General features: G+C 70.7%; 19 protein-coding genes and 1 tRNA gene. 12 read left to right on the top strand and 8 right to left on the bottom strand.

Annotated elements, in window-relative coordinates; all coding sequences use genetic code 11:
* Positions 1 to 22: 22 nt before the first annotated feature.
* The 6 genes from QQX04_RS14025 to QQX04_RS14000 form a co-directional block, all read right to left on the bottom strand.
* Positions 23 to 808 carry an amino acid ABC transporter ATP-binding protein gene (locus tag QQX04_RS14025; protein ID WP_301130251.1) on the bottom strand — a complete coding sequence of 262 codons (786 nt, stop codon included), beginning with the start codon at positions 806 to 808 and terminating at the stop codon, positions 23 to 25.
* The gene (locus QQX04_RS14020) at positions 805 to 1,674 is read right to left on the bottom strand and encodes an amino acid ABC transporter permease (protein ID WP_301130249.1); all 870 of its coding nucleotides are present in this window, start codon (positions 1,672 to 1,674) and stop codon (positions 805 to 807) included. The genes QQX04_RS14025 and QQX04_RS14020 overlap by 4 nt, the downstream gene beginning before the upstream one ends.
* A gap of 12 nt (positions 1,675 to 1,686) precedes the next feature.
* Positions 1,687 to 2,559 carry an ABC transporter substrate-binding protein gene (locus tag QQX04_RS14015; protein WP_301130247.1) on the bottom strand — a complete coding sequence of 291 codons (873 nt, stop codon included), beginning with the start codon at positions 2,557 to 2,559 and terminating at the stop codon, positions 1,687 to 1,689.
* 68 nt (positions 2,560 to 2,627) lie between these two features.
* Complete coding sequence (locus QQX04_RS14010) at positions 2,628 to 3,062, bottom strand: cupin domain-containing protein (RefSeq protein ID WP_301130245.1); 435 nt, start codon at positions 3,060 to 3,062, stop codon at positions 2,628 to 2,630.
* Positions 3,059 to 4,378, bottom strand: coding sequence for an amidohydrolase family protein (locus tag QQX04_RS14005; RefSeq protein ID WP_301130243.1), 1,320 nt, complete (start codon positions 4,376 to 4,378; stop codon positions 3,059 to 3,061). Before QQX04_RS14005 ends, QQX04_RS14010 begins: the two co-directional genes overlap by 4 nt.
* Positions 4,375 to 5,841 (bottom strand): adenosylhomocysteinase, encoded by a 1,467-nt coding sequence (locus tag QQX04_RS14000; RefSeq protein ID WP_301130241.1) that lies wholly within the window; start codon positions 5,839 to 5,841, stop codon positions 4,375 to 4,377. Before QQX04_RS14000 ends, QQX04_RS14005 begins: the two co-directional genes overlap by 4 nt.
* Before the next feature lie 165 nt (positions 5,842 to 6,006).
* Between QQX04_RS14000 and QQX04_RS13995 the strand changes: the two genes are divergently transcribed.
* The 12 genes from QQX04_RS13995 (at position 6,007) to QQX04_RS13940 (ending at position 17,899) form a co-directional block, all read left to right on the top strand.
* The gene (locus tag QQX04_RS13995) at positions 6,007 to 6,477 is read left to right on the top strand and encodes an S-ribosylhomocysteine lyase (RefSeq protein ID WP_436968485.1); all 471 of its coding nucleotides are present in this window, start codon (positions 6,007 to 6,009) and stop codon (positions 6,475 to 6,477) included.
* A complete protein-coding gene (gene mtnN / locus QQX04_RS13990) occupies positions 6,474 to 7,187 on the top strand; it encodes a 5'-methylthioadenosine/S-adenosylhomocysteine nucleosidase (protein WP_301130240.1) in 714 nt (237 codons plus the stop codon). Before QQX04_RS13995 ends, mtnN begins: the two co-directional genes overlap by 4 nt.
* 96 nt (positions 7,188 to 7,283) lie before the next feature.
* Entirely contained in the window at positions 7,284 to 10,859 is a 3,576-nt protein-coding gene (mfd, locus tag QQX04_RS13985; protein ID WP_436968484.1) for a transcription-repair coupling factor, read from the top strand.
* 10 nt (positions 10,860 to 10,869) lie between these two features.
* Positions 10,870 to 11,556 (top strand): hypothetical protein, encoded by a 687-nt coding sequence (locus tag QQX04_RS13980; RefSeq protein WP_301130236.1) that lies wholly within the window; start codon positions 10,870 to 10,872, stop codon positions 11,554 to 11,556.
* Between the two features lie 7 nt (positions 11,557 to 11,563).
* Positions 11,564 to 12,199 (top strand): nucleoside triphosphate pyrophosphohydrolase, encoded by a 636-nt coding sequence (locus QQX04_RS13975; protein WP_301130234.1) that lies wholly within the window; start codon positions 11,564 to 11,566, stop codon positions 12,197 to 12,199.
* A 128-nt stretch (positions 12,200 to 12,327) separates the two neighbouring features.
* On the top strand, positions 12,328 to 13,614 hold the full coding sequence (gene eno / locus QQX04_RS13970; RefSeq protein ID WP_301130231.1) for a phosphopyruvate hydratase: 1,287 nt from the start codon (positions 12,328 to 12,330) through the stop codon (positions 13,612 to 13,614).
* A 420-nt stretch (positions 13,615 to 14,034) separates the two neighbouring features.
* Entirely contained in the window at positions 14,035 to 14,574 is a 540-nt protein-coding gene (locus tag QQX04_RS13965) for a YaeQ family protein (protein WP_301130229.1), read from the top strand.
* 361 nt (positions 14,575 to 14,935) lie between these two features.
* On the top strand, positions 14,936 to 15,451 hold the full coding sequence (locus QQX04_RS13960) for an FtsB family cell division protein (protein WP_301130228.1): 516 nt from the start codon (positions 14,936 to 14,938) through the stop codon (positions 15,449 to 15,451).
* A gap of 23 nt (positions 15,452 to 15,474) precedes the next feature.
* The gene (locus QQX04_RS13955) at positions 15,475 to 15,954 is read left to right on the top strand and encodes a DUF501 domain-containing protein (protein WP_301130279.1); all 480 of its coding nucleotides are present in this window, start codon (positions 15,475 to 15,477) and stop codon (positions 15,952 to 15,954) included.
* A gap of 173 nt (positions 15,955 to 16,127) precedes the next feature.
* Positions 16,128 to 16,805 (top strand): hypothetical protein, encoded by a 678-nt coding sequence (locus QQX04_RS13950; protein ID WP_301130226.1) that lies wholly within the window; start codon positions 16,128 to 16,130, stop codon positions 16,803 to 16,805.
* Between the two features lie 20 nt (positions 16,806 to 16,825).
* Entirely contained in the window at positions 16,826 to 17,782 is a 957-nt protein-coding gene (locus QQX04_RS13945; protein WP_301130224.1) for a Ppx/GppA phosphatase family protein, read from the top strand.
* A gap of 40 nt (positions 17,783 to 17,822) precedes the next feature.
* Positions 17,823 to 17,899: transfer RNA gene (locus tag QQX04_RS13940), tRNA-Leu, on the top strand.
* 159 nt (positions 17,900 to 18,058) lie between these two features.
* On the opposite strand, the gene ptsP is transcribed toward QQX04_RS13940, so the two are convergent.
* Entirely contained in the window at positions 18,059 to 19,741 is a 1,683-nt protein-coding gene (gene ptsP, locus QQX04_RS13935) for a phosphoenolpyruvate--protein phosphotransferase (protein WP_301130222.1), read from the bottom strand.
* A 5-nt stretch (positions 19,742 to 19,746) separates the two neighbouring features.
* Positions 19,747 to 20,016, bottom strand: coding sequence for an HPr family phosphocarrier protein (locus QQX04_RS13930; protein ID WP_301130220.1), 270 nt, complete (start codon positions 20,014 to 20,016; stop codon positions 19,747 to 19,749).

The raw sequence follows: 20,016 nt of genomic DNA, 5'->3' as shown, positions 1-20,016 counted from the left end.
CCGGCGCTGGGCCGATCGCGGTCTAGCGGTACGTGACGCGCGCCAGGAACTCCTTCGTGGCGTCCTCGCGAGGTGCGCCGAAGAGCTGCTCGGGGCTGCCCTGCTCGAGGATCCGACCCTGGTGCATGAACACCACGCGGTCGGCCACGGAGCGCGCGAAGGACATCTCGTGGGTCGCCATGAGGATCGTGGAGCCCTGCTCCTTGAGCGAGCGCACGAGGTCCAGCACCTCACCCACGAGCATCGGGTCGAGCGCGGACGTGATCTCGTCCAGGAGCAGCAGCTCCGGGTCCGTGAGGATCGCACGGACGATCGCGACGCGCTGCTGCTGACCGCCTGAGAGACGGTCGGGGTACTCGTCCACCTTGTCGCCCAGGCCGAAACGGGTGAGCAGGTCCACCCCCTTGGCGCGGGCCTCGGCCGCGGGCATCTTGTGGACCTTCCGCGCGGCGAGGGTGACGTTGTCGATCACCTTCATGTGCGGGAACAGGTTGAAGTGCTGGAAGACCACGCCGATGCGCGAGCGGACCCTGTCCACGTTGATGCGCGGCTCGGTGATGTCGTCGCCCGACAGCAGGATCCGGCCGTCGTCGACGCGCTCGATGAGGTTGATGGTGCGCATGAGGGTCGACTTGCCGGACCCGGAGGCGCCGATGACGACCACGACCTCGTGCTTGGCGATGCGCAGGTCGATGCCCTTGAGGACGTGGTTGTCGCCGAACAGCTTGTGGACGTCCTGGAGCTCGAGGACGCCGCCGGTGGCGGTGCTGCCGGAGGTGGGGACGTTGCCGGGCTCGACGGCGCTCATACGGTGCCTCCGATCTGCTCGCGGCTCGCCATGCGCGCGGAGATGTGGTCGGTGAGGCGGATCATCGGGAAGCTCAGCGCGACGAAGAGGAGTCCTGCCACCACGTAGGGCGTGAAGTTGTAGGTCTGCGCCTGCACGATCTGGGCGGCGCGGATGGCGTCGACTGCGCCGAGGACGGAGATGAGGCCCACGTCCTTCTGCATCGACACGAAGTCGTTCATGAGGGCGGGCACCACCTTGCGCAGGCCCTGCGGGATGACGATCATCCGGAGCGTCGCTCCGTGCGACAGCCCGAGAGAGCGGGCGGCGACACGCTGCGACGGATGCACGGCCTCCATGCCGGCGCGCAGCACCTCGGCCACGTAGGCCGAGTAGCAGAGCATGATGCCGATCGTGCCGAGCACTGCGGCGGGATAGCGCTCCGTCGGGTTGAGCGCGGGGATGCCGAAGCCCACCAGGTAGAGGACGATCAGCACGGGAAGTCCGCGGAACAGGTCGGTGTACCCGGCGGCGAGGGCGCGCAGCGGGAAGAACACCGGGCCGCGGAGCGAGCGGAGCACCGCGAGCAGGGTGCCGAGAATTGCGACGCCGATGGCGGCGAAGAACAGCACGCGGATGTTCAGCCACAGGCCCTCGAGGATCCGAGGGAGGCTGTCGATCGCGATCTCGGGGTTGAAGAAGGTGCGCTGCACGCTCTCCCAGCCGGGAGAGGTGAGCACGAGCGTGCCCGCGACGGCGGCGAAGACCACCGTCGATGCGAGCGCGACCATGACGGAGCGCCCTGACGCCCGCTTGCGGACGGCGCGACGCTCGAGCTCGAGCGTGCTGGGCTGCCAGGTGAGCGTGGGCGCTCCGTCAGTGGTCATGCGTGGAGGTCCTTAGTTGAGGACGGGAACGTCGACGGCCGCCGAGAGCCACTCGGTCTCGAGCGTCTCGAGGGTGCCGTTCTCGGTGAGGGTGTCGACGGCGCCGGTCACGGCGTCGGTCAGCGGCGAGTCCTTGGGGAGGACGAGACCGAACTCGTCGCCGCCCTCGGAGGAGGCGAACTGGCCGACGATCGTGCCGCCCTCGACCTCGACGTAGGCCGAGTAGAAGGCGCCGGGGAGGTCGGTGACGAACGCGTCGATCTGGCCCGAGTTGAGGGCGGCGACCACGTCGGCGACGGAGTTGAAGACCTGGATGTTGTCCTCGCCGAGCGCCTCGGCGGTGACGTCGTAGGACGTGGTGCCGACCGCGACGCCGATGGCGGCGCCCTCGAGGTCGGCGATCGAGCCGGCCTCGGCGTAGTCGTTGCCCTCGACGGAGACGACGGCCTGCGTGGTCACGTAGTACGGCGAGGAGAAGTCCACGGCCTGGCGGCGCTCGTCGGTGATCGAGAACTGCTGGATGTTGAAGTCCCAGTCCTTGGCGCCGGGGGCGATCGCGGAGTCGAAGGTGGTGCGGACCCACACGACGTCGTCGGCGGCGAAGCCGAGCTCCTCGGCGACCGCGTACGCGACGGCGGCCTCGAAGCCCTCGCCGGACTCGGGGGCGTCGCCGATGACCCACGGCTCGTAGGCGGGCTCGCCGGTGGCGATCGTGAGCTTGCCCTCCGTGAAGGTCTCGAGCGCGGCCTCGGCGCCTGCGGTCGCGGCGTCGGTCGGCGTGGCCGAGGTCTCGGCCTCGGTGGAGCTGGAGCAGCCCGCGAGCGCGAGCGTCGAGAGGGCGACGACGGCCACGGAGGCGCGACGCAGGGCAGGGGCAATGTGCATTGATCTCTCCTGGGACAGAAAGGGGGGTCGAGCGAGATCCTCATCGATCGCTCGCGGGTGTGAGAATCCTACTGGTCGTGCTCCGCCAGTCTCCAATCGGCGAAGTCGAAGCCGGGGGATACGACGCAGCTGACGAGCACCTCTTCCTCGGCCACGAGCCTGGCCGACTGCCAGACCCCTGCAGGTACCAGGCATTGCTGGGCGTCGCCGCTCTGAGCATCGGGCCCGAGCACGACGACGGAGGCCTCGCCGGGCTCGTCGCCCTCGCCTCCGAGCGCGAGCTCGAGGCGGCCGGGACCGTGCCACAGCCACATCTCGTCGGACGACACGACGTGCCACGCGCTGTGCTCGCCGGGGGCGAGCAGGTAGTGGATCATCGTGACCGCAGGGCGGGCGCCGCCGGGCGTCTCGACCGGGATCGGCGACGTGTAGTAGCGGCGGAACCAGCCTCCCTCGGGATGCGGCTCGAGGCTCAGCGCCGACGCGGTGGCGGGGACGGTCATGCGTGCTCCTCGGAGACTCCGGTGGCGTTGGTGAACGCGGGGGTCGCGTAGCGGACGCGGCCCGACGAGACTGTCGCGGCGGCACGTCCCTCGCCGGACTCGGCGAGCGTGGTGAGGGTCTGCGTCACATCGGTCACGGGGATGTCGAAGAACGCGAGGTCGGCGATCGCGCCGACTGCGAGGTAGCCCGTGCGCTCCTGGCCCTCGTCGATCCCCATGGCGTGCGCGCCGCCCAGGGTCGCGGCGCGGAGCAGCCGCTCGGCGAGGTCGTCGTGCGAGTAGCCCTGGTTGCGGGCGATCCCCATCAGCGCGGCGACGTCGGCCATCGGGTCGAGCGACGGCGACGAGGACAGGGAGTCGGTGCCGACCGCGATGGGGCTGCCCTCGCGCAGGTAGGCGGCGACGGGAGGGGCGTCGAGGCCGATCACCTCGTTGGAGCGCGGGCACAGCGCCACGGTGGTGCCGCGGGCCCGGAGGATCGCGCGGTCGGACTCGCTCATGTACACACCGTGAGCGATGTGGCAGTCCGGGCCGAGCACCCCCAGGTGGTCCACGTACTCGGTCGCGGAGGTGCCGAAGCCGGCCTGCCGGAGCTCGATCAGGCTGCCGAGCCCTTGCGACTGCCACGGTTCGTGGCGATCGTGATCGAACTCGCGCTCGATGCCCGACTCACCCAGGTGGATGTGGATGCGGCTGCCGCGCTCGCGGACGATGTCCGGGATCTCGAGCAGCGGGACGATCTCGAGCGAGTAGGGCGCGTGGGGCGACAGGCCCGTGCCGGGCCGGGAGGGGAGCGAGTCGAGCGCGGCCTCCACCTCCTTGCGGCCCTGGGCGCGCCAATCGTCGTTGGTCCAGTCGATGACCTCCCAGTAGGCGATGCCCGCGAGGCCCGCGTCGTGGAGGGCGCGCGCGGCCTCGGGATCGGTCACGATGTCCGCGGCGGCCGTGACACCGGCCCCGATCATCTGGGAGGCGCCGAGAGCGGCGTCGCGTGCCCAGTCGTGCGGCTGCGCGTACACGGGGTTGAACGCCGTCGCCCAGTCGTCGAAGCCCTGGTAGCGTCCCCGGCCCACGGACGCCATGCCCGTGTACTGCAGGTGCGTGTGCGCGTTGACGAGGCCCGGCATGAGCACGCCGTCCCAGTGCACGTGCTCCACGGGGAGGCCGCGCTCGTGGAGCGACTGCTCGACCCAGCTGCGGGAGCCGACGTGCAGGATCCGCTCGCCGCGCACGGCGATCGCGCCGTCAAGGATCGGCGGGGCGGTGATCGGCAGCACGAGGGACGCCGAGTAGAGGGTGACGGGGAACGCCGTCATGCAGGCTCCTTGGGAGTGGTGGCGAAGCGGGGGGAGCGCCAGTCTCCCTGCGTCGGTGACGACGCAGGGGGCGCGGGGGAGAGCGAGAGGCCGCGGGCGCGCGCCGCCGCGGCGCCGACACGTGCGACGGCTGCGTCGGACAGCGCGTGCACGCCGACGCCGGGCCTGGCGGTCACGAGCTCCGCCACGGCCGCGAGCTGGGTCGCGAAGCTGAGGTCCATGATCTCGATCGGGTTGCCCTCGGCGGCGGTGACGTTGATGCAGCCGCCACGGTCGAGCAGGAGCGCACCGCTCGGGAGCCGCTCCACGTCGGTGGCGACCGGCTCGAGGGCGTCAGCGAGCCCGTCGAGCACCACCTCGCCAGGAACACCGCCGGCGACGGCGACAGCCTTGGCCGCGACGAGCAGGTGGGGCGACACCGTCGCGGGAACACCTGTCGCCGAGATGACGAGCGCGCCGGACCCCAGGGCGTCGGCAGCGCCCACCTCGTAGCCGTCGTGCGCCGCGAGCAGGGCCCGCACAGGGTCGACCTCCGCGACCCTCACCTCGACGCCGAGCGCGCGCAGGTGCGCGGCCACGCCCACCCCCACGGGTCCGTACCCGAGGACGAGGGCGGGCTGATCGCGCAGGGTCACCCCGGCGCCGTCCAGCAGGTCCGCGATCGCGAGCACGCACGACTGACCGGTGCCGTAGCGGTTGTCGAAGCCGGTCTTCGTCGCGGCGTCGTTCACGGCGATCACGGGGATCGAGAGCACCCCTGACTCCTGCATGCGTCGCAGCGGGGTCAGGCCGGAGGTGGTCTCCTCGGTCGCCCCGACCCATTCGCAGGCGAGCCCCTTCTCGTGCGCGAGACGGGTCAGGTGGCTGCCGTCGTCGACGAGCACGTCGAAGCCCCGGTTCAGGAAGGCGAGCGCCGCCCCGCGCTCCTGCTCAGGCGCGAGCGTCGCGTCGGCGTCGCAGGGCACGCCGCGGTCCCGAAGCGCCTGAGCGACGTCCATGTCGGTCTCGTCCGGGTGCGCGTAGACCGCGACCTTGGCGCCCGCGTCGGCGAGCATGAGCGCCAGGTTCGCGGTCTTCGGCTCGAGCGTCATGGAGACGCCGATCCGGAGTCCCCTCACAGCGTCGGCCTCGTCCAGCGAGCGTGCGATCGCGCGCGTGACCGGCATGTGCGCGGCGGCGAAGTCCAGGCGGCCTGAGGCGTCGCCGCGGTCCGCGAGGGGGGAGCCTCCGAGAGTGATCGCACCGGATGCGACGTCGAAGGCGACCTCGTCGGGGGAGGCGGTTGAGGCGTCGGCCGGGCCAGTGGACGAGAGCCGGGCGCCCATGCCGCTCAGCATGGAGCGCAGCGCATCGGCGACACGACCGTCGCCGACGACGCGCATGGGCCGGCCCGCGATCAGCAGATTCGTGTCCCGAGCGAAGCGGCGCAGCAGGCGCTCGGCCTCAAGGACGGGATCGGACATGGCCACAATTCTAAGGATCGGACACGTGTCCCGATGCCGCGCCCGTCAGCCCTGGTGCGGCCGCCCGCCTGCGGATTATCCTTGACCGTCCCCCTGGTTGGACGATGGGAGACGAGTCGGCGAGGACACGCTCGCCGCATCCCCGAGGCGAAAGGAGCGGTCGCCGTGACCGAACCGCGCAAGATGAAGGTCGAGTCCTTCAACCTGGACCACACGAAGGTCGACGCCCCCTACATCCGCGTCGCCGACCGCAAGGTCCTGCCGCACGGCGACGTGCTCACCAAGTTCGACGTGCGCTTCTGCCAGCCGAACGAGGAGCACCTCGAGATGACGGCCGTGCACTCGATCGAGCACTCCTTCGCCGAATGCGTGCGCTCGCTCTCCGAGGACGTGATCGACTTCAGCCCCATGGGATGCCAGACCGGCTTCTACCTCATCATGAGCGGCGACCACTCGGTCGAGGAGGTCAAGGGCCTCGTCCTCGCGACCATGCGCGACATGCTCGACCTCACCGAGGTGCCTGCAGCCAACGCGATCCAGTGCGGTTGGGGCGCGAACCACTCGCTCGAGGACATGCGCGACGAGGTGCACGCGTTCCTGGAGAACGCCGACGACCTGCTGGTCGTGATGAGGTGACGACCCGTGCGATCCCGGCCGTCCTCGTGGCGATGTCGGAGGAGGCACAGGGGTTCCTGAAGCTGTCCGACTCGTCCGAGAAGGTGTCGGAGGCTCCCGAGTCGTATCTCGTGCAGCGCGGAGAGGCGAGCTACCTGCTCGTCGTCACCGGCATCGGCATGGTCGCCGCGGCCCGCGCCGCCACGCTCGTCGCGCACGGCGTGATCGCCGACGTGACGCCCACCCTGATCGTCTCCGCCGGCTCCTGCGGCGGCATCCCCGGGCACGTCACCGTCGGCGACCTCGTGGTCCCGTGCTGCTGCCTGGACTGGTCGGCCGACTCCACGTCGATCGGCTACGCCTACGGCCAGGTGCCGGGCCACCACGAGTTCCACGAGTCCGACGAGCGGCTCGTCGACATGGCCGTGGAGCTCGGCGCGAAGAAGGGCTACCTGGCGTCCGCGAACGCGTTCGCCGTCGCGGAGACCGTCGACCTGATCCGCGAGCGCTTCCCCAAGGTGATCGCGACCGACATGGAGTCCGCGGCGGTCAGCCAGGTGTGCACCATGAGCGAGGTGCCGTTCCTCTCCCTGCGATGCGTGTCGGACATGTGCCAGGGCGACGGTGGCGTCGAGTTCGACGAGCATCTGGACGACGCCGCGGAGCGTTCTGCCGCCGCGGTGCTCAAGCTGCTCGCACGGGAGGCCGCCGCGCAGGCGACGACCGTCTAGACCCTCCCGGCTGCGGCCCCACCGCGTCGGCCGTGGCTCTCGCCCGCCGCTGGCGCTCTCCACCGGCGGCATCCCGTGTCGGGGGTCGCGCCTACGATGGGAGGGCGACCGGAGATCTTTTCCGGCGCTTCGTCGTGCCCTGGAGGACCCTTGTCGTCTCAGACCGCAGCCCCGTCTGCACCCGCGCTCGCGGACGCCCTCGCGTCGCTGCCCGCCTTCGATCTGTCGTCGAGCGGGCACCTGCTCGGCCCCGGTGCGGCGGCTCCCGCTCTGGTGGCCAGTGCGGTCACGGACGACGCCGACGCCGGTCCCGTCGTGGTCGTCACCGCGACCGGGGGAGACGCGGAGCAGCTCGCGCTCGCGCTCGGCGCCTACCTCGACCCCGCGACGATCGGCCTGTTCCCCAGCTGGGAGACCCTCCCTCACGAGCGCTTGAGCCCGCGCTCCGACACCGTCGCGCGACGCCTCGCGACCCTGCGCAGGCTCGTGCACCCGGAGGAGGTCGCCTCGGAGACCGGGCTGCCGCGCCTCGACGTGGTGGTCGCCCCGCTGCGTGCGGTCCTGCAGCCGCTCGTGCCGCACCTCGCGGACCTGACCCCCGTGCGTGTGCACGTGGGCGACAGGATCGACCTCACCGACCTCGTCGAATCGCTCTCGGCCGCCGCCTACACGCGCGTCGACATGGTCGAGCGACGCGGCGAGTTCGCGGTGCGCGGCGGCATCGTCGATGTGTTCGCGCCCACCGACCCCCACCCGGTCCGCATCGAGTTCTTCGGCGACGAGATCGACTCGCTCCGGTCGTTCTCCGTGGCCGATCAGCGCTCGCTCGAGGACGTCCCGCTGCTGTGGGCGCCGCCGTGCCGCGAGCTGCTGCTCACACCCGCGGTGAAGGCCCGCGCCGCCTCGCTCGTGGACGAGTACCCGGCCGCCGCGGACATGCTCACCCGCCTCGCTGACGGTCACGCGGTCGAGGGCATGGAGTCCCTCATCCCTGTCCTGCTCGACGAGCTCGAGCCGCTCACCGCCGTGCTCCCGCGCGGCACCCGCGTGCTCGCCGTCGAACCTGAGCGCCTGGCCCGCCGTGCGGAGGACCTGCAGCGGACGGCGCAGGAGTTCCTGGCTGCCGCATGGGTGTCGGCGAGCGCCGGTGCCGAGGCACCCGTCGAGGCCGACGCGGTCTTCCTGGGTCTCGCCGAGCTCGAGGAGGGCATCGAGTCCCGCGGTCTCGCGTGGACGACGCTCGGGCCGTTCGGCTCGCACGGCGCCGTCGAGACCGGCATCGCTCCCGCGGAGGAGTTCCGCGGACGCCTCGGTGAGGGCCTCTCCTGGCTGCGCACCCGCGTGACCGACGGCTGGAAGGTCGTCCTCGCCGCCGCGTCGACCGGTTCCGCACACCGCATCGCCGAGCAGCTCGGCGACGCCGACGTGCCCGCCCGCGTCGTCCCGTCCCTCGCCGACGCGGCCGACGGCGTCGTCGCGGTGGTGCCAGGCATCACCGGCCGCGGCTACGAGGTGGCCGAGTCGCGCTTCGTCCTGCTCCACGAGTCCGACCTGACAGGCCGCGCCGCGACCGCCGCCGGCCCCAAGGTGAAGGTGCCCAGCCGCCGGCGCGCCCAGGTGGACCCCCTCCAGCTCCGACCCGGCGACTTCGTCGTGCACGAGGCCCACGGCGTCGGCAAGTTCGTCGAGCTCGCCAAGCGCACCGTCCGCGGCGTCGAGCGCGAGTACCTGGTCATCGAGTACGCGCCCTCCAAGAAGGGCGGCCCCGGCGACCGCCTGTCCGTGCCCACAGACCAGCTGGACCAGGTCACCAAGTACGTGGGCGGCGAGGCTCCGTCGGTCAACAAGATGGGCGGCGCCGACTGGCAGAAGACGAAGGGCCGCGCGCGCAAGGCGGTCAAGGAGATCGCAGCCGAGCTGATCCGCCTCTACAGCGCGCGCATGGCGTCCACCGGCCGCGAGTACGCGCAGGACACCCCGTGGCAGCGCGAGCTCGAGGAATCGTTCCCGTACGTCGAGACCCCCGACCAGCTCACCACCATCGACGAGGTCAAGGGCGACATGGAGCGCTCCGTGCCCATGGACCGTCTGGTGTGCGGAGACGTCGGCTTCGGCAAGACCGAGGTGGCCGTCCGCGCCGCCTTCAAGGCCATCCAGGACGGCGCCCAGGTGGCGCTGCTGTGCCCCACGACCCTGCTCGTCAAGCAGCACCTCGACACCTTCACCGAGCGGTTCGCCCAGTTCCCCGTGAAGGTCGCCGCGCTGTCGCGCTTCCAGACCGACAAGGAGGCCAAGGAGATCCTCGACGCGCTCGCCGAGGGCACGATCGACATGGTCATCGGCACCCACCGCCTCATCACCGGGCGCGTGCGCTTCAAGGACCTGGGACTGCTGATCATCGACGAGGAGCAGCGCTTCGGAGTCGAGCACAAGGAGACCCTCAAGGCGATGCGCACCGACGTGGACGTGCTCGCCATGTCCGCGACCCCCATCCCGCGCACCCTCGAGATGGCCGTCACCGGCATCCGCGAGATGTCCACGCTCGCCACCCCGCCCGAGGAGCGCCACCCGATCCTCACCTACGTTGGCCCACACGAGGACGCCCAGGTGACCGCCGCGATCCGGCGCGAGCTGCTGCGCGACGGCCAGGTCTTCTACATCCACAACTCCGTGAAGACCATCAACTCCGCCGCCCGCAAGCTCGGCGAGCTCGTGCCCGAGGCGCGCATCGCCGTCGCCCACGGCCAGATGAGCGAGAAGCAGCTCGAGCAGGTCATCGTCGACTACTACGACAAGAAGTACGACGTGCTCGTCTGCACCACGATCGTCGAGACCGGCCTGGACATCTCCAACGCCAACACCCTCATCGTCGAACGGGCCGACGCGTTCGGCCTGTCCCAGCTGCACCAGCTCCGCGGCCGCGTGGGGCGCGCGCGCGAGAGGGCGTACGCCTACTTCCTGTACCCGCCGTCGAAGGCTCTCACCGAGACCGCGCATGATCGGCTCCAGACCATCGCCGCCAACACCGACCTCGGCTCCGGCATGGCAGTCGCCCTCAAGGACCTCGAGATCCGCGGCGCCGGCAACCTGCTCGGCGGCGAGCAGTCGGGCCACATCGAGGGCGTCGGCTTCGACCTCTACATCCGCATGGTCGGAGAGGCCGTCGCAGGATTCCGCGGCGAGGCCGAGGAGAAGGAGCCGATGACGATCGAGCTCCCCATCGACGCGCACATCCCCACGAAGTACATCGAGCACGAGCGGCTGCGCCTGGAGGCGTACCGCAAGATCGCGGACGCCTCCGACGAGGCCACGCTCGCCGAGATCGAGGAGGAGCTCGACGACCGCTACGGCACCCTGCCCGAGCCCGTGCAGAACCTCTTCGCCGTCGCACGCCTCAGGCTCGTGCTGCGCGAGCACGGCATCACCGACGTCGTCAGCCAGGGCAAGTTCATCCGCGTCTCGCCCGTCGAGCTTCCCGACTCCGCGTCCATGCGCCTCACGCGCCTGTACCCCGGCACCATGATCAAGCCCGCCGTCCGCCAGATCCTGGTCCCCGCACCCATGACCGCACGCCTCGGCGGGAAGCCCATCGAGGGCCTCCCGATGCTCGAATGGGTGCACGAGCTGGTGAAGGCGCTGCAGCCTGTCGGCGCGCCTGCCGCACGCGGTTAGGATGAGGCTCATGTTCTCGGATAAGCGCCGCGTGTCCCTCGCCGCCACCGCAGTCCTCGCCGCGTCCACGCTGGCAGGATGCGCCGTCCCTGGCCAGGGCGACCCAGGTGTCGCAGCCGAGGGCGCAGGCGTCACGGTCACCCTCGAGGAGGTCCAGTCGTACAGCGAAGGGCTGCTCGACATCGGCATCCTCGACAACGCTGACTGGGCGCTGACCCTCGCGCTGTTCCACGACGCCGCGATCGACGAGGCCGCGGACCTGGGCATGGCGTGGAGCGACGACGAGATCGCCGCCGACATCGAGGCGTGGGCCGAGGTCATCGGCTACCCGGATGCCGACACGAGCCCTGAGGCGATCGAGGTCACGCACACCGCCAAGGCGATCGGCTTCCTCGCCACGTCCGAGGAGGGCAGCGCCTTCCTCAGCGACATGGCGAACGAGCTCGAGGCCGACTCCGTGTCCTCCCCGCGCTTCGGTGACTTCACCGCAGCAGCGTTCTTCGACTCCCTGTCGCAGGCCGCAAGCTCAGCCTCCGACAACGTCGGCACGATCGGCGAGACCGTCTACGTCGTGTTCGTCGCCATCACCGGCTACGCGGACGCCGCGAGCGCACCCGACTGGTTCGGCTCGCCGGAGCCGGTCGCCCCGGGCGGCACCGACGCGACACCCGAGCCCTCGACCGACGCGACCGAGTAAGGGATCCGTGAGCGAGCTGACCCGCCTCCTTGAGGTGATGGACACCCTCCGCTCAGACGGAGGATGCCCCTGGGACCGGGAGCAGACCCATGCGAGCCTCGCGCCGTACGCGATCGAGGAGGCATTCGAGCTCGCCGAGTCCGTCGAGGCCGGCGACCGTGAGGAGATGCGCTCCGAGCTGGGCGACCTCCTTCTCCAGGTCGTGTTCCACGCGCGCATCGCGCAGGAGCACCCCGACGACCCGTTCGACATCGAGGATGTCGCGCGCGGCCTCGTCGACAAGCTCATCGTCCGCCACCCCCACGTGTTCGCCGACGTCGAGGCCGACGACGCAGACCAGGTCATCGCGAACTGGCAGGAGATCAAGTCGCAGACCATGAACCGCGAGTCGGTCATGGACGGCGTACCCGTCGCGCTCCCCGCGCTGCAGCGCGCGCAGAAGATCCTGTCCCGCGCCGAGCGCTCGGAGCTCGACGTGCCCATGCCCCAAGGCTCGGACGTCGGGTCGCGGCTGCTCGCTCTTGTCGCCGAAGCCGCGGAGCAGGGGATCGACGCGGAGGCCGCCCTGCGCGACGCCGTCCGCGCCTACGAGACCACCGCCCGCGAGACAGAACGCGCAGGTGCGCGCAGGATGGAACCATAGGTCAGGTGAAGCGTCACCGGACGTTCATCCGGTAGGACCTAGGACCGCGGGAGCGATCCCCGGTCCGTCGCTAGACTTCCAAGAGGACAGTACCCATTGCCGTGTACGCGGCAGAGAGAAGGAGCAACATGGCCAGCATTGAGGCCGTAGGCGCCCGCGAGATCCTTGACTCGCGCGGCAACCCCACCGTCGAGGTCGAGGTCGCACTCGAGGACGGTACGTTCGCGCGTGCAGCCGTGCCGTCGGGTGCATCGACCGGTGCGTTCGAGGCAGTCGAGCGCCGCGACGGCGACAAGAGCCGCTACCTGGGCAAGGGTGTCGAGCAGGCCGTGGACGCGGTCATCGACATCATCGCCCCCGAGGTCGTCGGCCTCGAGGCGTCGGACCAGCGTCTGATCGACCAGACGATGCTCGACCTCGACGGCACCGACAACAAGGGCAAGCTGGGCGCGAACGCCATCCTCGGCGTCTCGCTCGCCGTCGCGAAGGCCGCGGCCGACTCGGCCGACCTGGCCCTGTTCAAGTACGTGGGCGGCCCGAACGCGCACGTCCTGCCCGTCCCGATGATGAACATCCTCAACGGTGGATCGCACGCCGACTCCAACGTCGACATCCAGGAGTTCATGATCGCCCCCGTCGGCGCGTCCTCGTTCCGCGAGGCGCTGCGCATGGGCGCGGAGGTCTACCACTCCCTCAAGTCCGTGCTCAAGGAGCGCGGCCTGGCCACCGGTCTCGGTGACGAGGGCGGCTTCGCGCCGAACCTCGGCTCCAACCGCGAGGCGCTGGACCTGATCCTGGTCGCCATCGAGAAGGCCGGCTACGTGCCCGGTGACGACGTGGCGCTCGCGCTCGACGTGGCCGCCACCGAGTTCTTCAAGGACGGCATGTACCAGTGGGAGGGCGGTCAGAAGACCCCCGCCGAGATGATCGAGTTCTACGAGGGCCTGGTCAACGACTACCCGCTGGTCTCCATCGAGGACCCGCTGTCCGAGGACGAGTGGGACAGCTGGACCGAGCTCGTCGCGAAGGTCGGCGACAAGACCCAGATCGTCGGCGACGACCTGTTCGTCACCAACCCGGTCCGCCTCAAGAAGGGCATCGACGAGAAGTCGGCGAACGCCCTCCTCGTGAAGCTGAACCAGATCGGCACCCTGTCCGAGACCTCGGACGCAGTGCAGATGGCCCAGCGTGCCGGCTTCGCCGCCATGGTGTCGCACCGCTCCGGTGAGACCGAGGACGTCACCATCGCCGACCTGGCCGTCGCGTACAACGCCGGCCAGATCAAGACCGGTGCCCCCGCCCGTGGCGAGCGCATCAACAAGTACAACCAGCTGCTCCGCATCGAGGAGGAGCTGGACGACGCTGCGGTCTACGCCGGCAAGTCGGCGTTCCCGCGCCGCTACGGCAACGTCTAAGCGTTCCTAGCCACGACGGCGGGTGTGCCCTTCGGGGCGCACCCGCCGTTCGCGTATCTGGGGCGCTGTGGCGAAGTCGCGGACATGCTCCGCGCAGCGCGGGCTCGTGCCGCCCGACCTCCCCGCTTCCGGCTGCCGAGCCGCGCGCTGCGGGGACTTTCACCCTCGCGCGGACAGTTCGCACCAACGTGGCGCGCGACACCCCGGCGACACGCCGTGGCGACCGCCGACACGCTGGCGTGTCGGCGCGCGGATTGGTTCACAGTGTCTGGGGCGCGCCGACGGCGAGGTGTGATGGGCCGACGGCGGCGCGCGGGGCGGGGCACCGGGCAGCACGGCGGGCGCGGTGACGACCGGGGGGCGGCCGACCAGGGCCGATGGGGCCGAGGGTCGACCCGCTCGGGCCCTAGGCTGTCCGCCATGGCAGCAGGTGCGACGGTCCACACATTCGAGATCGAGCTCGCGGACGTGGACCGCGGGGTCTACGAGTCGCTGTCGCTGCGTGTGGCGCGGCATCCGTCGGAGACCGCGCCGTTCATGCTCACCCGGGTGCTCGCCTACTGCCTGGAGTTCGAGGAGGGCATCGACTTCGGTCAGGGCATCTCCGGGACCGAGGAGCCGGCGGTCATGGTGCGCGACCTCACGGGTCGCATCACCGTGTGGATCGAGATCGGCGCGCCCGAGGCGGAGCGACTGCATCGGGGCAGCCGGCTCGCCGACCGGACCGCGGTCTACACGCACCGCGACCCTCAGAAGGTGCTGTCAGGGTGGGAAGGCAAGCGGATCCATCAGCGCGAGCAGATCACGCTGACCTCGTTCGACCCGGGCTTCATCGAGGCCGCGGCGGCACGCCTCGAGCGACGCAGCGCGCTCTCCGTGTCGGTGACGGAGGGGCACCTGTATCTCGAGGTCGACGGCGTCGCCTCGGAGTGCGTGCTCGAGCGGCGGATGCTCGGCTGACAGCCATGGCGAATCGCGCGACGCGCGGTCCTTGGAGTCGGGAGCATGGGCATCTACCGGTGACAATGGGCGCATGAGTGCCCCGAGCCGTCCTGGCGCGCCCCGATCCGGCCCCCGTGCCGGAGCGTCGCGCGCGTCCGGGGGGCGCACGGCGGCTCCTCGCTCTGGGACCGCGCGGACGACGGCGGGCCGGCCTGCCGCTGCGAGCAAGCCACGGTCCACACCCGCGCGGGGATCCGCGGCGCCTTCTCGGAAGGCGCCGCGCACTGCGTCAACCCGACCGGGCGGTCCTACCGCCTCGAGTGCGGGGAACGGCTCCCGTCGCATCGAGCCGACGAGCCGGAAGGGGTCGCTCGCGGGGATGTTCACCTGGCGCGCCGGAGTCGTGGTGGTGATCGTCGCGCTCTCGATCGCGGTGGTGGTGCCGAGCCTGCGCGTCTACATGAGCCAGCAGGCGACGCTGTCGGAGCTTCAGTCCGAGAGGGACGCTGCGCAGGCTGAGGTCGACTCGCTTCAGGCCGATGTGGATCGCTGGAGCGACGACGCATATGTGATCGCTCAGGCCCGCGAGCGCCTCCAGTACGTGTATCCCGGCGAGGTCGCCTACAAGGTCATCGATCCGGACTCGGTGGAGCAGCACGCGGACGGTTCGCCCGCGGCGGCGCGGCTTCCTGAGAATCAGGAGGACACGGCGTGGTTCGATGACCTGTGGGGGTCGGTCGTCGAGGCGGGGGCCGTGGACGACGCGGTGGATCGCTCGGGTTCCGCCGGTGGCTCCGAGGCTGAGTCTGAGCAGAACGGCTCGGAGACCGAAGGCGAGGAGGTCGACGGCGAGGAGGCCGATGACCCTCTCACCACCGTAGACTTGGGCGGGTGAGAACCGAGGTCGACGACAAGGACATGGCAGTGCTGCGATCCCAGCTGGGGAGGCAGCCTCGAGCCGTGATCGGCGTCGCCGCGCGCTGCGTGTGCGGCAACCCTGTCGTCGTGAAGACGAAGCCGCGCCTTGACGACGGCACGCCGTTCCCCACGCTCTACTACCTGACCCACCCCGACGCCGTGGGGGCGGTCTCCACGCTTGAGGCCATCGGGACGATGAAGGAGATGCAGGAGCGTCTCGCGGAGGACCAGGAGCTCGCTGCGGCGTACCGTGCGGCGCATGAGCGCTACCTTGCGGAGCGTGCGGAGCTCGGAGACGTCCCCGAGATCGATGGGATCTCGGCGGGCGGCATGCCTGATCGGGTGAAGTGCCTGCATGTGCTGGTCGCGCACGCTCTCGCGGCGGGCCCGGGCGTGAACCCGCTCGGAGACGAGGCGCTGGAGCTCATCTCTGGGTCGTGGCGTCCTGACCGTTGCACGTGCGCGCCGCTGGAGGCGTAGGTTCTCAGTCCTGAGAGTGTCGATTAGAATGGTTTCCCCAAGGGGTTTCCTCGTCGGCGCTGCCGGACTAACGTGGGAGACCTGAGCAATGACGCTCTGTGCCTCCCCCGGTGCAGAGCACGTCCATTCCACCGACGCACCCCCGCGTCGACCCGGATACGAAGGATGGTGTGATGGCCTCGTCGCGCGCGACGATCCTGCACCACGGCGGCAGCATGCGCCCCATGGCCATGCTCGCGGGCCTGGTGCTGTTCCTGCTGGTGGCGGTCCTGCCCGCCTATGGTCTCTTCACCGTGTTCACAGACGGGCCGATGCAGACCTCCGAGATGTTCGTGGTCGGCGGGAGCCTCGCCGGTTTGATCGCCGCTGTCTGGATCGGCGTGTTCGTGGCGAAGCGCTTCGACCGTCCTGAGCCCGGACCGGTCGAGCTCGATCGGCTTCCCGAGGTCCTCGTGCTGTCCCTGACGCCGTCGTCCACCTCGCGAGCGCGGCTCGTCGGATCCACCTGGCGCCTTGAGGTGCCCGCCGGTGGGCTCCTCGAGCTCGACGCCGACTCGAGGCCGCAGAGCATCTACCCCATGCGGTTCCACCGCTGGCACAGCGGGGGAGAGGTGCTCGAGTTCTCGATGCCTCTGGATTCCACGACCCTCTCGCTCGAGCCGCTCGTCGAGGCATGCGAGCGCCTGGACATCCGGCTGACGGTCGCAGGCGACTGGGTGACGGGCCTCGACGACGATGCGGACGACGCGCCGCCGCCGGCCTCCGAGTCCGATGCCGACAGCGCGGACGTGGCGCGCCAGGCGGAGAGCCCCAACGAGCCGGAGGGTTCGCTCTGGCCCGGCGGACGGTGACGCGCGGTTAGTCTGGTGGCATGACTCGCGTCGCCGCCATCGACTGTGGAACAAACTCGATCCGTCTGCTGATCGCCGACGTCGACACCCAGGCAGGAACCCTGACCGACGTGGTGCGCACGATGACGGTCGTGAGGCTGGGCCAGGGGGTGGACAAGACCGGCGAGTTCGCTGCTGAGGCGCTTGAGCGCACCTTCGCTGCCACCGACGAGATCGCTCAGCAGTGTGCCGACGCGGGCGTGAAGGCGATCCGCTTCGTCGCCACCTCCGCGACCCGTGACGCACGGAACCGCGACGTGTTCCTCGACGGGATCCGCGAGCGGCTCGGAGTGACGCCCGAGGTGATCACGGGTGACGAGGAGGCACGTCTGAGCTTCCGCGGCGCGACCTCGGTGCTCGACGCCGAGCACGACGCGCCGTACCTCGTGGTCGATCTCGGCGGGGGATCGACGGAGGTCGTCCTGGGCGAGCGCGAGCCTGAGGCGGCTCACTCGATGGACGTCGGCTGTGTGCGGATGACCGAGCGTCATCTTCGCAGCGACCCTCCGGAGCCCGACGAGATCGCCGGCGCGACCCAGGACATCCACGACGCGATCGACCGTGCCTTCGAGGGTGTCGCCATCGAGAGGACCCGCACTCTTGTGGGGCTCGCCGGATCCATCACCACGGTGACAGCCCACGCGCTCGGCCTTCATGAGTACGACCGCAGCCGCATCAACGGCGCAGTGCTGCCGATCGACGCGGCGATCAAGGCGTGCGACGAGCTGCTGCACGCCTCACACGACTCGCGCGCGGCGCTCGGCTTCATGCACCCCGGCCGCGTCGACGTCATCGGTGCCGGAGCGCTCGTGTGGCGCACGCTCATGGCCCGTGTGCGCACTGCGGTGCAGGACGCAGGCGGCGAGCTTCCCCACGTCGTGACGAGTGAGCACGACATCCTGGACGGCATCGCCTTCTCCGCCGCAGAGCGCTTATAGCGGTGCGGGCGTCGAGCGCCCGCGGGGTCTGACGCCCCTGGCCCTCGTAGCCCAACTGGCAGAGGCAGCCGACTTAAAATCGGCTCAGTGCGGGTTCGAATCCCGCCGAGGGCACCATCGCGGGCGCGAGTCAGCGCAGTCGCGCGACTCGTGTCGCGTGCGTCGCTCACACATGAGAGAAGCCCCCTTGCGGCCCGCGGGATGTGACGGGGCGCAAGAGGGCCGGTCGACGGCCAGGGCGGATAGCGGGTCCCTGGCGTCGGGCTCTGCGGCGCTCTAGAGGATCTCCGTGAGCGCAGGGTTGGCGGCGGCGCGGACCGCCGTGTGAGCGTCCTCCGCCGAGCGCGCGGACCGTGCGATGGCCGCGAGCTCCTTGCACTGGTCGACGCTGTGGAGAGACAGTGCGAGCCGCACCGCGGGCACCTTGGAGGGCGCCATGGACAGGCTCGCGACGCCGAGGCCGACGAGGACGAGTGCGAGCAGCGGATCTCCTGCGCTCTCTCCGCACACGCCGACAGGGGTGTCGTGCACCGCACCGCCCTTGCATGCGGCGGCGACCACGTCGATGACTGCGGGCTGCCATGGGTCCAGCAGGTCGGACAGCTCACCTGCCATGCGGTCGGTGGCCATCGTGTACTGCGCCAGGTCGTTGGTGCCGATAGAGGCGAAGTCCACGTCGGCGAGCACGTGCTCGGAGCGGAGCGCGGCCGCGGGCACCTCGATCATGACGCCGGCCTTCTTGAGGCCTGCGGCTCGCACGTGCCCGGCGAACCACTCGGCCTCCTCGGCGGTCGAGACCATGGGCGCCATGACCCGCGCGTCGGCTCCTGTGGCCTCTGCCGCGGCGGCGAGCGCCTTGAGCTGCGTGTCGAGCAGCTCGGGAAGCGCCTGCGAGAGTCGCAGCCCGCGGCGTCCGAGGGCGGGGTTCTCCTCCTCGCCGAGGTCGGCGAAGGCGAGCGGCTTGTCGGCTCCGGCATCAAGCGTCCGGACCACCACGCGTCGGCCTTCGAAGGGGGCGAACACCTTGGTGTAGATGTCCGTCTGCTCCTCGAGCGTCGGGGCGGTGGTGGCGGACAGGAACACGAACTCGGTGCGGAACAGGCCGACACCCTCGAGATCCTGGGGGCCGGCCTCCTCGGCGTCCTGGACCCCGCCGATGTTGGCGAGCAGGGGCACGTGGTGGCCGTCCGAGGTGAGGCCTGGTCCTGACGAGGCGGCGAGCGCGGCGGCCCGCTTCTCGCGGCGCACGCGCTGCTGCTCGAGCAGCTCGGGGTCGGGGTCGATCGCGACCTCACCCGCGTCGCCGTCGACGGCGACGAGCGTGCCCGCGGGGATCTCGGTCGCGCCCGGCACCTGCACCACGGCGGGGATTCCCCGCTGAGCGGCGAGGATGGCGGTGTGGCTGGTGCGTCCGCCCGCCTGCGTGACGATCGCGATCGCGAGGTCGCGGTCGAGCGTGGCGGTGTCGGCGGGTGCGAGGTCGAGCGCGACGATCACGCTCGGCTCGGTCAGCGGTGGCACTCCGGGTGCGGGAAGCCCGAGCGCGGCGGCGACGGCGCGGGCTCCGACGTCTCGCAGGTCGGCGACGCGTTCGGCGAAGTAGCCGCCGAGCGCCTCGAACTGGGTGGCGTACTCCTCGACTGCGGCCGCGATGGCGGTCGCGGGTCCGTCGCCGGCCTTGAGCCGGTTGCCCGCCCCCTGATGCAGTCCCGCGTCGCGGGCCATCATCGCGGTCGCGGTGAGGATGGGTGCGGCGTGCTCGTCCGCGGTGGCGGCGCGAGCCTCGAGCTCGACCGCCACCGCCTCGAACGACTCGAGCACGTGCTGGAGCGCGGCGTCGACGTCGGCCGGCGCGGGCTCGTCCTTGGGCGGCTGGACGGGAGGCGCGACCTGGACCACGGGCCCGGAGGCTGAGCCGCCGCTCACGCCGATGCCATGTCGGGTCTCATGCTCGGACATGGCCGTCACTCCGCGTCGAGGTCGCGCTCAAGGAGCGCGACGAGCTCGTCGAGCACTGCGTCCGCACCGTCGCCGTCGGCGGTCAGCTCGACCTCCTCGCCGTGCTTGGCGCCGAGCGCCATCACTCCGAGGATGCTGCCGGCGTCCACGGCAGCGGAGCCGGGCCTTCCGATGGTGACGGGCATCCCGGCAGCCTGGACCTTGCTGACGAACAGCTGGGCGGGGCGGGCGTGGAGTCCGACGGAGGAGCCGATCGCGACGGTGCGTGCAGGCAT

Source organism: Demequina zhanjiangensis (assembly GCF_030418315.1).
Taxonomy (GTDB): Bacteria; Actinomycetota; Actinomycetes; order Actinomycetales; family Demequinaceae; genus Demequina; species Demequina zhanjiangensis.
The sequence above is the reverse complement of the archived record's forward strand: the minus strand, read 5'-3'. Positions and strand labels throughout refer to the sequence as shown.